Raw genomic sequence first — 15,465 nt, 5'->3', positions numbered from 1 at the left:
AACGTTCAGCCGAAGATCCGCTGCACGAGGCGCGGCGTGTACTCCTCCGGGCCTGCGTTCACCCAGTCGGAGGCGATCCAGATTCCGTCGCGGAAGAACTGAGACTCGCCCTGGACGTTGCCGGTGCCGTCGTTCGTGTTAACGAGACACCAGCGCCCGGCAGAGTAGTCCACGCAGGTCCAACCGGTGTTCGGGTCGGATGCCAGCTCTGCCATCCGGGCGAGCGCGGCCTGCTGCGTCGCCGCATCCACCTTCCGCACCTGAGTGATGAGGAAGACCTCCCCGGGACCGGACGCCTTGCTCCAATCGCACAGCACTCCAGGATCGGCCGAGAGGATCTTCGCGAGCTCGGGATCGAACGTCCCGTAGCCGTTCTCGAGCTTGCGTTCGTTGCCGGGCTCCTGCAGCCACGCCGGATTGAGCGCGAGGAAGCCGTCAGGCGAGATGTACTCCTTGAGGGCGGGCGTGAAGAGATCGTCGCAACTCTTCGGCATCGCTCCGGGAGTGGACGTCAGCGGCGGAGGCGTCGACGAGGTTGGGGTCGCGGACGCCGTCGATACGGTCGAAACCGGGGTTGCCGCGCCGCCCCCGGTACACCCCGCCGCGCCGATCACCACCGTCACCGCGATCGCACCCGCGACAAGTCCTCGAATCCCCACCCGATCCCGCATGCGTCCACCCTAGCGGGACGCTCAGCGGCGGCGCAGGTCTCCGCGTCGGCTCGCCAGGTAGACCAGCACGCCCGCGACCACGGCGCAGCCCATCGTCGTCAGCCAGTACGGGAGGGAGCCCGCGGCGTTGCCGGTGGTCGCCTGCACGATACCGAGCACGAAGCTGACCACGGCAATGAGGAACACGACGCCGGCGCAGCCGACCATCGTGCGACCGGTCGAATCGGTGTACTCGAGGAGCTGGCGCCACATGCCTCCATTCTCCCCCACGCGAGACGACCCCGGAAACGCCGGAAGGCCCCCGGCGCAGTGCGCCAGGGGCCTTCCGGGGTACGGGACCTAGTTGTAGGTTCCGGGGGTGTAGTCGTCCGAGCTGAAGCTGTCGAAGTCGACGAAGCTCAGGTCGTTCTCGCTGAACGCGGAGTCGTCGGCGAAGATGCGGTTGGGGTACCGCTCCGCCTTGGCCTCCTCCGTCGCCTCCACGGTGACGTTCCGGTAGCGCTGCAGGCCGGTTCCGGCCGGGATGAGCTTACCGATGATGACGTTCTCCTTGAGGCCGATCAGCGGGTCGGACTTGCCCTCCATGGCCGCCTGCGTCAGGACGCGGGTGGTCTCCTGGAAGGACGCGGCCGACAGCCACGACTCGGTCGCCAGCGACGCCTTGGTGATACCCATGACCTCCTGACGCGCCGAGGCCGTCTTCTTGCCCTCCTGCAGCGCCGTGCGGTTGATCTCGTTGTACCGCGAACGGTCGACGAGCTCACCCGGCAGCAAGTCGGTGTCGCCGTGGTCGACGACGGTGACCTTGCGGAGCATCTGGCGGACGATGACCTCGATGTGCTTGTCGTGGATCGGCACACCCTGCGAGCGGTAGACGCCCTGCACGCCGCCCACCAGGTGCTTCTGCACCTCGCGGACGCCCTTGACCCGGAGGACCTCCTTCGGGTCGACGGTGCCGACGATCAGCTGCTGGCCGAGCTCGACGCGCTGTCCGTCCTCCACCAGGAGGGTCGAACGACGCAGCACCGGGTAGATGTGCGGCTCGTCGCCGTTGTCGGGGGTCAGGACGACCTTGCGGGACTTGTCCGTCTCCTCGATGACGATGCGACCGGCGGCCTCGGCGATCGGGGACGCACCCTTGGGGGTACGGGCCTCGAACAGCTCCTGGACGCGCGGCAGACCCTGGGTGATGTCGTCCGCGGAGGCCGAACCACCGGTGTGGAAGGTACGCATGGTCAGCTGGGTACCGGGCTCACCGATCGACTGGGCGGCGATGATGCCGACCGCCTCGCCGATGTCCACGAGCTTGCCGGTCGCGAGCGAACGGCCGTAGCAGGCGGCGCAGACGCCGACCGCGGACTCGCAGGTCAGGACCGAGCGGACCTTGATGTCGACCACGCCGGCCGCGACCAGCTTGTCGATGAGCACGTCGCCCACGTCGTCGCCGGCGGCGGCGACCACGGTGCCGTCGGGCGAGACCGCGTCAGCGGCCAGCGTCCGGGCGAACACCGAGTTCTCCACGTTCGGGTCACGGGTGAGCGTGCCGTCCTCGTCGACCGTCGCGATCGGGAGGTCGAGGCCCTTGGTCGTGCCGCAGTCGTCCTCACGGATGATGACATCCTGCGAGACGTCCACCAGACGACGGGTCAGGTAACCCGAGTCGGCCGTACGGAGAGCCGTGTCGGCCAGACCCTTACGGGCACCGTGCGTCGCGATGAAGTACTCCGCCACCGACAGACCCTCGCGGTACGAGGAGATGATCGGGCGCGGGATGATCTCACCCTTCGGGTTGTTCACCAGACCACGCATACCGGCGATGTTGCGCACCTGCAGCCAGTTACCACGGGCACCCGACGTGACCATGCGGTTGATGGTGTTGTCGGCCGGGAAGTTGGCGCGCATGGCCTCGGCGACCTCGTTGGTCGCCTCGGTCCAGAGCTTCACCAGTTCCTGACGGCGCTCGAGGTCGGTCGTGAGACCCTTCTCGAACTCCGCCGTGATCTTGGCGGCCTTCTTCTCGTAGCCCGCCACGATCTGCGGCTTGTTCGGCGGCGTGAGGATGTCGCTCAGCGCGACGGTCACACCGGAACGGGTGCCCCAGTAGAAGCCGGCGTCCTTGATCCGGTCGAGCGCGGCAGCGACCTCCACCTTCGGGTACCGCTCGGCGAGGGCGTTCACGATCGACGAGATCATGCCCTTGTCGGCGACGGCCTCCACGTAGGGGTAGTCGGCCGGGAGCGCCTCGTTGAAGAGGGCGCGGCCCAGCGTGGTCTCCACGATCGCGGTGATCGGCTCGGCACCGGTGTCGGCCGCGTCGGACGGCACGTAGTTGTCGAGACGGATCTTCACGGTCGCGTTGAGGTGCAGCGAACCCTGGTCCTTCGCGAGGATCGCCTCGGAGACCGAGGAGAACGCGCGACCCTCGCCCACAGCGCCCTCGCGGACGGTGGTGAGGTGGTGCAGACCGATGATCATGTCCTGCGAGGGCAGGGTGACCGGGCGGCCGTCGGACGGCTTCAGGATGTTGTTCGAGGCGAGCATCAGGATGCGGGCCTCGGCCTGGGCCTCCACCGACAGCGGGAGGTGGACGGCCATCTGGTCGCCGTCGAAGTCCGCGTTGAACGCGGCGCAGACGAGCGGGTGCAGCTGGATGGCCTTGCCCTCGACGAGCTGGGGCTCGAACGCCTGGATGCCGAGACGGTGCAGCGTGGGCGCACGGTTCAGCAGCACGGGGCGCTCGCGGATGATCTCCTCGAGCACGTCCCACACCTGCGGACGCGAACGCTCCACCATGCGCTTGGCGGCCTTGATGTTCTGAGCGTGGCTCAGGTCGATCAGGCGCTTGATCACGAACGGCTTGAACAGCTCCAGCGCCATCTGCTTGGGCAGACCGCACTGGTGCAGCTTGAGCTGCGGGCCGACGATGATGACCGAACGGCCCGAGTAGTCGACGCGCTTTCCGAGCAGGTTCTGGCGGAAGCGACCCTGCTTGCCCTTGAGCATGTCGCTCAGGGACTTGAGGGCGCGGTTGCCGGTACCCGTCACGGGGCGACCGCGGCGGCCGTTGTCGAACAGTGCGTCGACGGCCTCCTGCAGCATCCGCTTCTCGTTGTTCACGATGATCTCGGGAGCCCCGAGGTCGAGCAGACGGCGCAGACGGTTGTTGCGGTTGATCACGCGGCGGTAGAGGTCGTTCAGGTCGCTGGTCGCGAAGCGGCCACCGTCGAGCTGGACCATCGGGCGCAGCTCCGGCGGGATGACCGGGACGACGTCGAGCACCATCGCGGCGGGCGAGTTGCCGGTCGCGAGGAACGAGGAGACGACGCGCAGACGCTTGATCGCGCGGATCTTCTTCTGTCCCTTGCCGTTGGCGATCTGCTCGCGGAGCAGCTCGGCCTCCGCGGCCAGGTCGAACGCCAGCAGGCGGCGCTTGATCGACTCGGCGCCCATGTAGGCCTCGAAGTACAGGCCGTACCGGTCGATGAGCTCGTTGAAGTCCGCGTCCTCCGGCTTGAGGTCGCCGACCTTGAGGGTGCGGAAGGACTCCCACACGCGCTCCAGACGGGCGATGTCCTCGTCGAAGGACTTGCGGATCTGGCCCATCTCCTTCTCCGCCGCGTCCTTGACGCGACGCTTCTGGTCGGCCTTGGCGCCCTCCTCCTCGAGCGCTGCGAGGTCGACCTCGAGGCGCTGGAGGCGCTCGGCGACCCGGGAGTCGCGCTGGTCGGACAGCGTCTTGACTTCGAGGCGGAGCTCGTTCTCGAGTCCGGGCATGTCGGAGTGACGGCCGTCCTCGTCGACACTGATCACCATGTACGCGGCGAAGTAGATGACCTTCTCGAGGTCCTTCGGCGCCATGTCGAGCAGGTAGCCGAGACGGCTGGGGACACCCTTGAAGTACCAGATGTGCGTGACCGGGGCCGCGAGCTCGATGTGGCCCATGCGCTCACGACGGACGGAGGACTTGGTGACCTCCACGCCGCAGCGCTCGCACACGATGCCCTTGAAGCGGACGCGCTTGTACTTGCCGCACGAGCACTCCCAGTCACGCGACGGGCCGAAGATCTGCTCTCCGAAGAGACCGTCCTTCTCCGGCTTCAGCGTGCGGTAGTTGATCGTCTCCGGCTTCTTGACCTCGCCGTAGGACCAACGACGGATGTCGTCAGCGGTCGCCAGGCCGATACGCAGCTCGTCAAAAGTTGTTGCGTCGAGCAATGTTCACTCTCTCCTGTAAAGAATTCGTCAGGTGGGTCTGGCTGCGGGTCAGATCTCGTCGATCGACGAGGACTCGAAGCGGGAGGAGATGTTGATGCCGAGCTCTTCCGCAGCGCGGAAGGCCTCGTCGTCCGCGTCGCGCAGGCTGACCTGCTGGCCGTCGGCCGAGAGCACCTCGACGTTCAGGCAGAGCGACTGCATCTCCTTGATGAGGACCTTGAAGGACTCCGGGATGCCCGGCTCCTGGATGTTCTCACCCTTGACGATGGCCTCGTAGACCTTGACGCGGCCGAGGATGTCATCCGACTTGATGGTCAGGAGCTCCTGCAGCGCGTACGCGGCACCGTAGGCCTCGAGGGCCCACACCTCCATCTCACCGAAACGCTGTCCACCGAACTGCGCCTTACCACCGAGCGGCTGCTGGGTGATCATCGAGTACGGGCCGGTCGAACGGGCGTGGATCTTGTCGTCGACCAGGTGGTGCAGCTTCAGGATGTACATGTAGCCGACCGAGATCGGGTCCGGGTACGGCTCGCCGGAGCGGCCGTCGAAGAGCTGCGTCTTGCCGGAGGATCCGATCAGGCGGTCGCCGTCGCGGGTCGGGAAGGTCGAGTCGAGCAGACCTGCGATCTCCTCCTCCTTCGCGCCGTCGAACACCGGGGTCGCGACCTTGGTGCCGGGGGCTGCGCTGAACGCGGCCTCGGGCAGCTCGGCGGCCCACTTGGGCTTGCCCTTGACCTCCCAGCCGTTCTGGGCGATCCACCCGAGGTGGATCTCGAGCACCTGGCCGAAGTTCATTCGACCGGGCACGCCCAGCGGGTTGAGGATCACGTCGACCGGGGTGCCGTCCGCGAGGAACGGCATGTCCTCGACGGGCAGGATCTTCGAGATGACGCCCTTGTTGCCGTGACGACCGGCGAGCTTGTCGCCCGCGGTGATCTTGCGCTTCTGGGCGATGTAGACCACCACGCGCTGGTTGACGCCCGAGCCGAGCTCGTCATCGCCGTCCTGCGAGTCGAAGACCTTGACACCGATGATGGTGCCCTCTTCGCCGTGGGGGACCTTGAGGGAGGTGTCGCGCACCTCGCGGCTCTTCTCGTTGAAGATCGCGCGGAGCAGGCGCTCCTCGGCCGACAGCTCGGTCTCGCCCTTCGGCGTGACCTTGCCGACGAGGATGTCGCCGGGGCGCACCTCGGCGCCGATGCGGATGATGCCGCGCTCGTCGAGGTCGGCCAGGAGGTCCGGGCTGACGTTCGGGAGGTCGCGGGTGATCTCCTCCTTGCCGAGCTTGGTGTCGCGGGCGTCGACCTCGTACTCCTCGATGTGGATCGAGGAGAGGGTGTCGTCCTTCACCAGGTTCTGGCTGAGGATGATCGCGTCCTCGAAGTTGTGACCCTCCCACGGCATGAACGCGATGAGCAGGTTCTTGCCGAGCGCGAGCTCGCCGTTCTCGGTCGCGGGGCCGTCGGCGACGACCTCTCCGGCCTCGATGCGGTCGCCCTCGTCCACGATCACGCGGTGGTTGTACGACGTGCCCTGGTTGGAGCGGTCGAACTTGCGCAGGTAGTAGGTCTTGATCGTGCCGTCGTCCGCCTGGACGGTGACCGCGTCGGCCGAGACCTCGGTGACGACACCGGACTTGTCGGCCGTGACCACGTCACCGGCGTCGATGGCCGCGAAGCCCTCCATACCGGTTCCGACGACCGGGCTCTCCGAGCGGAGCAGCGGCACCGCCTGGCGCTGCATGTTCGCACCCATGAGGGCTCGGTTGGCGTCGTCGTGCTCGAGGAACGGGATCAGCGAGGTACCCACCGACACCATCTGGCGCGGGGAGACGTCCATGTAGCCGATCTCGTCGGCGGGGACGAGGTCGACCTCGCCGCCCTTCTGACGGGCGAGGACGCGCTCCTCGGTGAAGTGGCCGTTCGAGTCGAGCGGGGCGTTGGCCTGCGCGACGACGAAGTCGTCCTCCTCCGAAGCGGTCAGGTAGTCGATCTGCTCGGAGACCCGGCCCTCGACGACCTTGCGGTACGGCGTCTCGATGAAGCCGAACGAGTTGATGCGCGCGAACGACGCGAGCGAGCCGATCAGGCCGATGTTCGGGCCTTCCGGGGTCTCGATCGGGCACATGCGGCCGTAGTGCGACGGGTGGACGTCGCGGACCTCGACGCCGGCGCGCTCACGGCTCAGACCACCCGGGCCGAGGGCCGAGAGGCGGCGCTTGTGCGTCAGACCCGCGAGCGGGTTGTTCTGGTCCATGAACTGCGACAGCTGCGACGTGCCGAAGAACTCCTTGATCGCGGCGACGACGGGGCGCACGTTGATCAGGGTCTGCGGGGTGATCGCCTCGATGTCCTGCGTGGTCATGCGCTCGCGGACGACGCGCTCCATGCGGGACAGACCGGTGCGGACCTGGTTCTGGATGAGCTCGCCGACAGCACGGATGCGACGGTTGCCGAAGTGGTCGATGTCGTCGACGTCCAGGCGGATCTCGGCCGGCTGACCGTTGCGGAGGCCCTTGAACGTGGTCTGGCCGTCGTGCAGGGAGACCAGGTACTTGATCGTCGCGATGATGTCCTGGACGGTCAGCACCGAGTCCGTCAGCGGGGCCTCGAGGCCGAGCTTGCGGTTGATCTTGTAGCGGCCGACCTTGGCGAGGTCGTAGCGCTTCGGGTTGAAGTAGAAGTTGTCGAGGAGCGCACGCGCGGCCTCGGCAGCGACCTGCTCGCCCGGACGCAGCTTGCGGTAGATGTCCTTGAGCGCCTCCTCCTTGGTGAGGATGGCGTCCTTCTCGAGGGTCAGCTCGATCGACTGGAAGCCCGCGAACTCGGAGAGGATCTCCTCGCTGGTCAGGCCGAGCGCCTTGAGGAAGACGGTGACGGACTGCTTGCGCTTGCGGTCGATGCGCACGCCCACCTGGTCGCGCTTGTCGATCTCGAACTCGAGCCAGGCACCACGGCTCGGGATGATGCGCGCCGAGTAGATGTCCTTGTCGGAGGTCTTGTCGGCCGTGGCCTCGAAGTAGACGCCCGGCGAGCGGACGAGCTGCGACACGACGACACGCTCGGTGCCGTTGATGATGAAGGTGCCTCGCTCGGTCATGAGCGGGAAGTCGCCCATGAAGACCGTCTGAGTCTTGATCTCACCCGTGAGGTGGTTCATGAACTCGGCCTCGACGTAGAGCGGGGCGGCGTAGGTCTTGCCCTTCTCCTTGCACTCGTCGATCGAGTACTTCTTCTCCTCGAGGAACGGGTTGGTGAAGGAGAGCTGCATGGTCTCGCCGAGGTCCTCGATGGGAGAGATCTCCTCGAAGATCTCCTCGAGTCCGGTGCTACCGGGCAGATCCTGGCGACCCTGTTCCTCGGCTTCGGCGACGCGGGCCTTCCACGCGTCGTTGCCGACGAGCCAGTCGAAGCTCTCCGTCTGCAGTGCCAGCAGATCGGGAACCGTCAGGGTGTCCGTGATCTTGGCGAACGAGAGACGGGATGCGCCTCGGCCGTTCTTGGGTGTCTTGTCAGTGTTGGTTGCGTTGCGCGCAGCAGCCAAGGAAATAACCTCCGTGGACCCCGCCGGGCCCGTTACTGTCGGTCAGTGATGATGTCGGTGTGAGGACGAGCTGTTCGATGAAACAGCGACTCCCAGGGATTCGCGGCGTCGTATCTGACCCGGTTGACGGGCCCAGACGCGCACGGGGAAAGACGAAGCCGACCGCAATATGAAGGCGAAAGATCTGACTGGGAGCGCAAAGAACAACTATATGTCAAAAGGGCGCGCCGTGTCCAGTCTTTTCTTGACCGGGAGTGTGGATGTGCTGTATAACCCCGCGCACGGCTCTCCTATTCCGCTCGGATCCGCGGGATTCCGGGCCTGTCAGCGGCGTGTCGGCAGTGTGTCGATCGTCGCGGCGAGCGCCGTCTCGCGGGATCGCGGCTCCCAGCCGAGCACGGTCGCGGCTTTCTCGGAGCTCGCGCGCCGGCGCACGCCGACGTCAGGGAGGGCGTCGCGGACCGTCCGGCTGACCGGAGCGGCGAGGCGCAGCATCCACTCCGGCATCACCTTCGTCGGCACACGCCGCCCCGCCTCCTCGCCCAGCCGCCCCCGGATGAACCGCGCGACCTGCTGAGCGCTCATCACCTCCCCCGCGATCGCGAGGAACCGCTCGCCGGCCGCCTCGGGCCGGGTCATCGCCAGCAGATGCAGTGCGGCGACGTCGCGCACGTCCACGATCCCGAACCAGACGTCCGGCAGGCGGGGCAGCCGCCCGTCGCGCACCAGCCGGATGAGCTCGACGGAGCTCGAGACGTCGGGGCCGAGCACCGGTCCGAGGATGCCGACCGGGTTGACGGTGGCCAGCTGCAGCCCGCCGCCCTCCTCGCCGACGAACCGCCAGGCGGCGCGTTCGGCGATCGTCTTGGAGCGCGCGTACGGGCTCACCGGCCTGCCGCTGTCGAGCTCCGTCCAGTTCCGCTCCGTGAAGACCCGGTCGGCCGGCTCGTGACCGTAGCCGATCGCCGCGAATGAGGAGGTCTGGACGACGCGTTCCACGCCCGCGTCGCGGGCCGCGCGGAGCACGCGCAGAGCGCCGTCCCGGGCGGGCACGATCAGCTCGTCCGGATCTTTCGGCTGGCGCGCGGGGAACGGGGAGGCCACGTGCAGCACGAAGCGGCAGCCGTCCACCGCCTGCGCCCAGCCCTCGTCGGCGGTGAGGTCGGCGATCGCGAAGGTCAGACGCTCGCCGGGCTCGTCGACACCGGCGACGGCGAGCTGCGCGCGCACATCAGCGGCGCGGGCGGGAGAACGCACCGTGGCGCGCACGTCGTAGCCCGCGTCCAGGAGGGCGGCCGTGCAATGGGCGCCGACGAAACCCGATCCGCCCGTCACCAGTACCCGGTCCGTCATGCCGCCATCCTCCTCCGCGACGGCGGCGTGCGGTAGGCGGACTTCGGTGGGCTCAGGACCGGACGAGGGCGATCGCCTGGGCGCGGTCGCGGACGGCGAGCTTCGCGAAGATCGCGTTGATGTGCGTCTTGACCGTCGCCACGCTGACGAACAGGGCGGCCGCGATCTCCGGGTTGCTCCTGCCGTCGCCGACGAGCGCGAGCACCTCTGCCTCGCGCGGCGTGAGGGCGGGGAAGCGTGCGTGCACTGCGGCGCCGGCGGAGGCCTTCCGGGAGGGAGGGGGCGCGGAGGTCAGCGAGCTGACGATGCGCGCCCCGACCTCCGGCGCGAAGGTGGACTGACCGCTCGCGACCGCCCGGACCGCCGCGGCGAGCTCCGCCCGGCCGGCATCCTTCGTCAGGTAGCCGCGGGCACCCGCCCGCAGCGCCGCGAGGATGGACTCGTCGTCGGCGTACGTGGTGAGCACCAGGACGGCCGTGCCCGGCGCCTCGCGCGAGATCCGCTCGGTGGCGGCGACCCCGTCGACGCCGGGCATCCGCAGGTCCATCAGGGCGACATCCGGCTGTTCCGCGACGGCGAGCGCGACCGCCTGCTCGCCGTCGGACGCCTCGCCGACCACCTCGACGTCCGGCAGCAGCCCGAGGACCGTGACGAGTCCGTCCCGGATGATGGCCTGGTCGTCGGCGACGATCACGCGGATCGTCTGCTGGCCGGCGCCCGCATCTACGCCCATGCCCGCGCTCACGCGAGCCTCGCCTCGGCCGTCACGGCGAACCGGTCGCCGTCGGCGCCGGCCGTGGCGGAACCGCCGAGCGGCAGCGCGGCGAAGCGTTCGCGCATGCCCGCCAACCCGTGGCCTCCCCCGCTGCGGGCGAGTGGAGCGTCGTCGCCGGCGGCGAGCGGGTTCGAGACGTGGAGGGTCACCCGGTCATCCTCCCAGGCGAGCTCCGCCCGGACGGGCTGCCCGGGCGCGTGTTTGCGGGCGTTGCTCAGCGACTCCTGCAGCGCGCGACGCAGTGCGGCGGCCTGCAGGGCGGACAGCGGCCTCGGCCGGCCGAGGACGGTCAGCGCCGCCTCGCCGCCGAGAGCCCGGTGCGCGCTGATCAGGTCGCCCAGGTCTGCGGCGAGCGCCCCGGGGTCGACCGGCGCCGCCGCCGTGGCGGAGTCCGGGTCGCGCAGCGCCGCTACGGCGCGGCGGGCATCGGCCAGGCCGTCGACGGCCAGCCCGCGGGCGTCGATCACCCGGCGCCGTGCCGACTCGACGTCACCGGCCTCCAGCACCGCGTCCACCGCGTCGAGCTGGACGACGAGGCCGCCGAGGCTGTGGGCGAGCAGGTCGTGCAGATCGCGGGCGAGGGCGATCCGGGCGTTCTCCTCGCGCATGGCCGCCTCGCGATCGCGCAGGAGGGCGGCCTGCTGCTCCGAGCGGCGGAACTGCCGGCGGCTGAGGCCGGCGAACACGCCGAGAAGCACACCTGCGAGCTCGCCGAGGACGGCCACGACCGGTGTGTCGAACGGCAGCGCCCCCACGACGATCAGGGCGATGGAGGTCGCGGCCACGACGATCCCGAGCGCCAGCGGGCGCCGCAGGTCGCCGACCAGGGCGAGGATCGCGACGATCACCGGGACGACGGCGATGCCGTCCGTCGCCGGAGTCACGATCGCGCCCGTCGCCGCCGACACGAGCGCGAGCACCAGCGCCGTCCGGCGTAGGTCCAACACCGCGCAGAGGCTGCGCGCGATCCAGGTGGCGACGGCGATCAGCCCGACGACGAGCACCCACACCGGCCGATCGGCCGAGTGGGAGCCGACGATCGAGTACGCGACGAAGCCGGCGCCCACGATGTTGAGCGTGAGCGCCAGCCAGCCGGGCCAGGTCGAAGAGGTCACAGCACCATCATGCTGCGAGCGCGCGGTGACGATCGAGGCGCGCCGCGAAGACGGCCGTCCGCGCCGCACGGTTCGCCGCGAACACCAGCAGGATGACGCCGGTGGCGGCAGCCAGGTGCGAGCCCGCCTGCGCGGCCACGACATCCACCCCGACGCGGACGGCGATGACGCCCACCCACAGCACGAGCCCGAGCACGCCCGTCCGCGACTCGTAGAAGGCGATGTCGCGCCCGTCCTTCCCCGTCGCCATCGGCTGGGCGAGAGGGCGGAACCGGGCGATCGCGCCCATCCAGGCCCCGATGCCCAGCGACAGCAGCAGCTCGCCGACGACCACCGCGAGGTCGAGAGCCGTCAGCTGCGTCGGCTTCACCTGCTGCACCAGCAGCACGGCGCCCACGATGGCGAAGATCGCCGGCCCCCGCCACATGCGCGCCACCACGACGGGTCGCCACACGAGCTGCTTGTATCCCACCCATCCGATGAGCAGCAGGATGAGCACCGCGTTCCCGAGCGTCTGAACCGTCATGACCAGCCTTCCCGGCCGGAGCCTCCGACCTACCCCTCCAGCGTGACGCGCGGCGCCCGCGGGCGGGACAGCCCTGGGGTGGAGACGCGGGTGGAGATCGGCGGGTGGAGGTGGGAGGCGGCTACGCTGGGCCCGTGCCAGAGAACCCGTCGGTCGTCCTGTCCGAGAGCGGCTACACCGCCAGCGTGGAGCCGGACCGGTTCGTACCCGGCGCGTATCAGCTCGTGGTCGACGGGACGCCCCAGTCGCACGTGAATCTCGATGACCCGTCGCAGTTGTTCTTCGAATACGTGCAGCGGATGGGCAACGTCATCGACCTCATCGGCGACCCGGGCGAGCCCATCACGGCGGTGCACCTGGGAGCCGGTGCGCTGACCCTCCCGCGCTACGTCGCCTACACGCGGCCGGGATCGCGGCAGCAGGTCGTGGAGCTGGAGAGCAAGCTGGTGGACCTGGTGCGCCAGGAGCTCCCGCTCCCCCGGTACGCGCAGATCCGCGTCCGGCACGGGGACGCGCGCGAGGTGGTCGGCAAGCTGCCCGCCGGGCTGCGCGGCGAGGTCGACCTGCTGGTGATCGACATCTTCAGCGGGGCGAGGACCCCGGCGCACGTGACGAGCATCGAGTTCTACCGGTCGGCGGTCTCCTTGCTGAAACCGGGCGGGATCGTCCTCGTGAACGTCGCCGACGGGCCGCCCCTCGCGTTCGCGCGGAGCCAGGTGTCGACGCTCGGCGCGGCGGTGGGTCACGTCGCGGCGCTGGCCGAGACGCAGGTGCTGAAGGGCCGCCGCTTCGGGAACGTCGTGCTCGTCGGCTCGAACGCGCCGCTGCCGATGGAATGGCTGCCGCGCCTCCTCGCGAGCGGACCGCACCCGGCGAAGGCGGTCGCGGGCGAGGAGCTGCGCACGTTCGCGGCGAATGCACCGATCGTCACGGATGCGACGAGCGTCCCCTCTCCCCCACCCGCCCGCAGCATCTTCCAGACCGGCAACCGGCGCGACTGATGGAGCGCGGCGTCACGCCCGGCGGAAGGTCACGGCCTGGCCGGGGCGTGCCTGCGCCAGGAGGTCGAGGGAGGCGTCGGCGACCACGGCGATGACGGGGTAGCCGCCGGTGACGGGGTGGTCGGCGAGCAGCACGGTGGGCCGGCCGTCCGGCGAGACCTGCACCGAACCGGCGACCATCGGCTCACTCGGCAGCTCAGCGGCCACGCACCGCTCGAGCAGGGGCGCGGCGTGCCGGCCGGCGGCGGGAGGATCCAGCCGCGCGCCGATGCGGCTGCTCTCGGCGCTGAGCGTCCACGCAGCGTCGTGGAAGGCGTCGAAGGCGGCCTCGGTGAACCAGTCAGCGCGCGGGCCCCGATGGGCGCGCAGATCGATCGGCCCGCGCGTCGGCGCAGTGAGCGGCACGAAGTCCAATGGCGCGACCGCGCCTCGTGCGCGGCCGATCGGCAGCACGTCACCGGACCGCAACGGCTCCGGCCCGAGGCCTGCGAGCGTGTCCCGGGACCGCGACCCGAGGACCGGATGCACATCGAATCCGCCGCGCACGGCGAGGTAGTGCCGCATCCCGTGATCCGGGGCGCCGACGCGGAGCACCGCCCCCGCCGCCGCGTGCACCGCGAGATGCGGGTCGACCGGGCGGCCGTCGAGCTCGATCGCGCCTTCCGCCCCGGTCAGCGCGAACCAGGTCTCCGATTCGAACCGGGCGCTGAACCCTCCGAGCAGCACCTCCACTCCGGCGTCGCCCTCCGCGTTGCCGAGCAGCCGGTTGCCGAGCCGGAGCGCTGCCCGGTCCAGCGCCCCCGACGGGCCGACGCCGAGCGCCGCCCAGCCCGGGCGGCCGAGGTCCTGGATCAGGGCGAGCGGACCGCTCTCCAGCACGCGGAGGCTCATGGCACCTCCCGGAACCGCACCGGCACCCCCGGCCGCAGCAGCGCGGGCGGGTCGGCCTCGGCGTCCCACAGCACCGCGTCGGTCGTGCCGATCAGCTGCCAGCCTCCCGGGCTCGACCGTGGGTAGACACCGCTGAACTCACCTGCGAGGCCGACCGATCCGGCGGGGACGGACGTGCGCGGGGTCGCCCGGCGTGGGATGCGCAGCCGGTCGTGGTCGGTCACCAGGTAGCCGAAGCCGGGAGCGAATCCGACGAACGCGACGTGCCAGGACGAGGAGGTGTGCAGCGCGATCAGCTCCGCCGGCGCGAGGTCCAGCAGCGCGGCGGCCTCGGCGATGTCCGGGCCGTCGTAGCGCACCGGGATCTCGACGACGGCCTGCACCGACCCCGCAGCCGGGACCGGACGAGCGCGCTCCACCCAGGCCTGCGCCGCGGTGAGCGGCAGGATCAGCGGGTCGACGACGATCCCCAGCGTGCGTGCGGCCGGGACGAGGTCGATGACCCCGGCCGGCCGGTCCTGGTCGAGCGCGCGATAGAGGGCGAGGACGTCTTCGAGCCCGTCGAGCTCGGCGAGCAGTGCGCGCTCGCCCGAGGGGAGGATGCGCAGGCTCATGCGAACGCTCCGACCACGACTCCGGCGGCGTCCAGCCGGCCCCGCACGGCGCGCGCCATCTCGACCGCACCCGGCGAGTCGCCGTGGACGCAGAGGGAGTCGACCTCGACGGGGATGTCCGTGCCGTCGGCCGCGACGACCCGGCCCTCGGTGACCAGCCGCAGTGCACGGTGGGCGATCTCGGAGTCGCCGTGCAGGACGGCACCGGGTTCCGTGCGCGGAACGAGGGTGCCGTCCGCCCGGTAGGCACGGTCGACGAAGGCCTCGCGCACGAACCGCAGCCCGGCATCGGAGGCTGCGCGCTCGATCTCCGAGCCTGCGAGCCCGAGGAGCGCGAGGGACGGATCGAAGGCGGCGACGGCCTCGGCCACCGCGCGCGCCTGCGCGGTGTCGCGGACGATCCGGTTGTAGAGCGCGCCGTGCGGCTTGACATAGGCGACCCGGGTGCCGGCCACGCGGGCGATCCCGGCGAGCGCCGCGAGCTGATAGAGGGTCTCGGCGTGCAGTTCGCGGGGAGGGACATCCATCGAGCGACGCCCGAAACCGGCCAGGTCGCGGTACGACACGTGCGCGCCGACGGTGACGCCGCGGGCGAGGGCCGTCCGGCAGGTCGCCAGCATCGTCGCCGCGTCGCCGGCATGGAATCCGCAGGCGACGTTCGCGCTGGTGACGACGTCCAGCAGAGCATCGTCGTCGCCCATGGTCCAGGCGCCGAACGACTCGCCGAGGTCGCAGTTGAGGTCGACGGAGCGTGCCAT

Annotated in this window: 12 protein-coding genes; 1 reads left to right on the top strand and 11 read right to left on the bottom strand. The window is 69.9% G+C overall.

The window, feature by feature from the left end:
- Positions 1-5 precede the first annotated feature (5 nt).
- The 8 genes from ACFVU2_RS15595 to ACFVU2_RS15560 form a co-directional block, all read right to left on the bottom strand.
- A complete protein-coding gene (locus ACFVU2_RS15595; RefSeq protein WP_387876070.1) occupies positions 6-494 on the bottom strand; it encodes a hypothetical protein in 489 nt (162 codons plus the stop codon).
- A 198-nt stretch (positions 495-692) separates the two neighbouring features.
- Positions 693-923, bottom strand: a complete 231-nt coding sequence (locus tag ACFVU2_RS15590; RefSeq protein WP_387876068.1) for a hypothetical protein — start codon at positions 921-923, stop codon at positions 693-695.
- An 87-nt stretch (positions 924-1,010) separates the two neighbouring features.
- Entirely contained in the window at positions 1,011-4,886 is a 3,876-nt protein-coding gene (locus ACFVU2_RS15585) for a DNA-directed RNA polymerase subunit beta' (protein WP_387876066.1), read from the bottom strand.
- 48 nt (positions 4,887-4,934) lie between these two features.
- Positions 4,935-8,432, bottom strand: a complete 3,498-nt coding sequence (rpoB, locus tag ACFVU2_RS15580) for a DNA-directed RNA polymerase subunit beta (protein ID WP_387876063.1) — start codon at positions 8,430-8,432, stop codon at positions 4,935-4,937.
- Between the two features lie 324 nt (positions 8,433-8,756).
- Positions 8,757-9,785, bottom strand: coding sequence for an SDR family oxidoreductase (locus ACFVU2_RS15575; RefSeq protein ID WP_387876062.1), 1,029 nt, complete (start codon positions 9,783-9,785; stop codon positions 8,757-8,759).
- Between the two features lie 52 nt (positions 9,786-9,837).
- Positions 9,838-10,518 (bottom strand): response regulator, encoded by a 681-nt coding sequence (locus ACFVU2_RS15570; protein ID WP_387876830.1) that lies wholly within the window; start codon positions 10,516-10,518, stop codon positions 9,838-9,840.
- 8 nt (positions 10,519-10,526) lie between these two features.
- Positions 10,527-11,675 carry a sensor histidine kinase gene (locus ACFVU2_RS15565; RefSeq protein WP_387876059.1) on the bottom strand — a complete coding sequence of 383 codons (1,149 nt, stop codon included), beginning with the start codon at positions 11,673-11,675 and terminating at the stop codon, positions 10,527-10,529.
- Between the two features lie 7 nt (positions 11,676-11,682).
- Positions 11,683-12,201: a hypothetical protein gene (locus ACFVU2_RS15560; RefSeq protein WP_387876056.1), complete on the bottom strand. Its 519-nt coding sequence runs from the start codon at positions 12,199-12,201 to the stop codon at positions 11,683-11,685.
- Between the two features lie 134 nt (positions 12,202-12,335).
- Here ACFVU2_RS15560 and ACFVU2_RS15555 point away from each other — a divergent pair, with 134 nt between their 5' ends.
- Complete coding sequence (locus tag ACFVU2_RS15555; protein ID WP_387876054.1) at positions 12,336-13,202, top strand: spermidine synthase; 867 nt, start codon at positions 12,336-12,338, stop codon at positions 13,200-13,202.
- Positions 13,203-13,214: 12 nt separating this feature from the next.
- Here ACFVU2_RS15555 and ACFVU2_RS15550 read toward each other — a convergent pair whose 3' ends face one another.
- From ACFVU2_RS15550 to ACFVU2_RS15540, 3 genes are read right to left on the bottom strand one after another with little or no spacing between them, the layout of a single operon-like run.
- Complete coding sequence (locus ACFVU2_RS15550) at positions 13,215-14,093, bottom strand: biotin-dependent carboxyltransferase family protein (RefSeq protein WP_387876051.1); 879 nt, start codon at positions 14,091-14,093, stop codon at positions 13,215-13,217.
- Positions 14,090-14,707, bottom strand: a complete 618-nt coding sequence (gene pxpB / locus ACFVU2_RS15545) for a 5-oxoprolinase subunit PxpB (RefSeq protein ID WP_387876049.1) — start codon at positions 14,705-14,707, stop codon at positions 14,090-14,092. The genes ACFVU2_RS15550 and pxpB overlap by 4 nt, the downstream gene beginning before the upstream one ends.
- Positions 14,704-15,465 (bottom strand): LamB/YcsF family protein, encoded by a 762-nt coding sequence (locus tag ACFVU2_RS15540; RefSeq protein WP_387876047.1) that lies wholly within the window; start codon positions 15,463-15,465, stop codon positions 14,704-14,706. The genes pxpB and ACFVU2_RS15540 overlap by 4 nt, the downstream gene beginning before the upstream one ends.

It is taken from the genome of Leifsonia sp. NPDC058194 (genome assembly GCF_042883605.1).
GTDB lineage: Bacteria > Actinomycetota > Actinomycetes > Actinomycetales > Microbacteriaceae > Leifsonia.
Note: the sequence above shows the minus strand (reverse complement) of the source record. Positions and strands in the feature narration are given on the sequence as shown.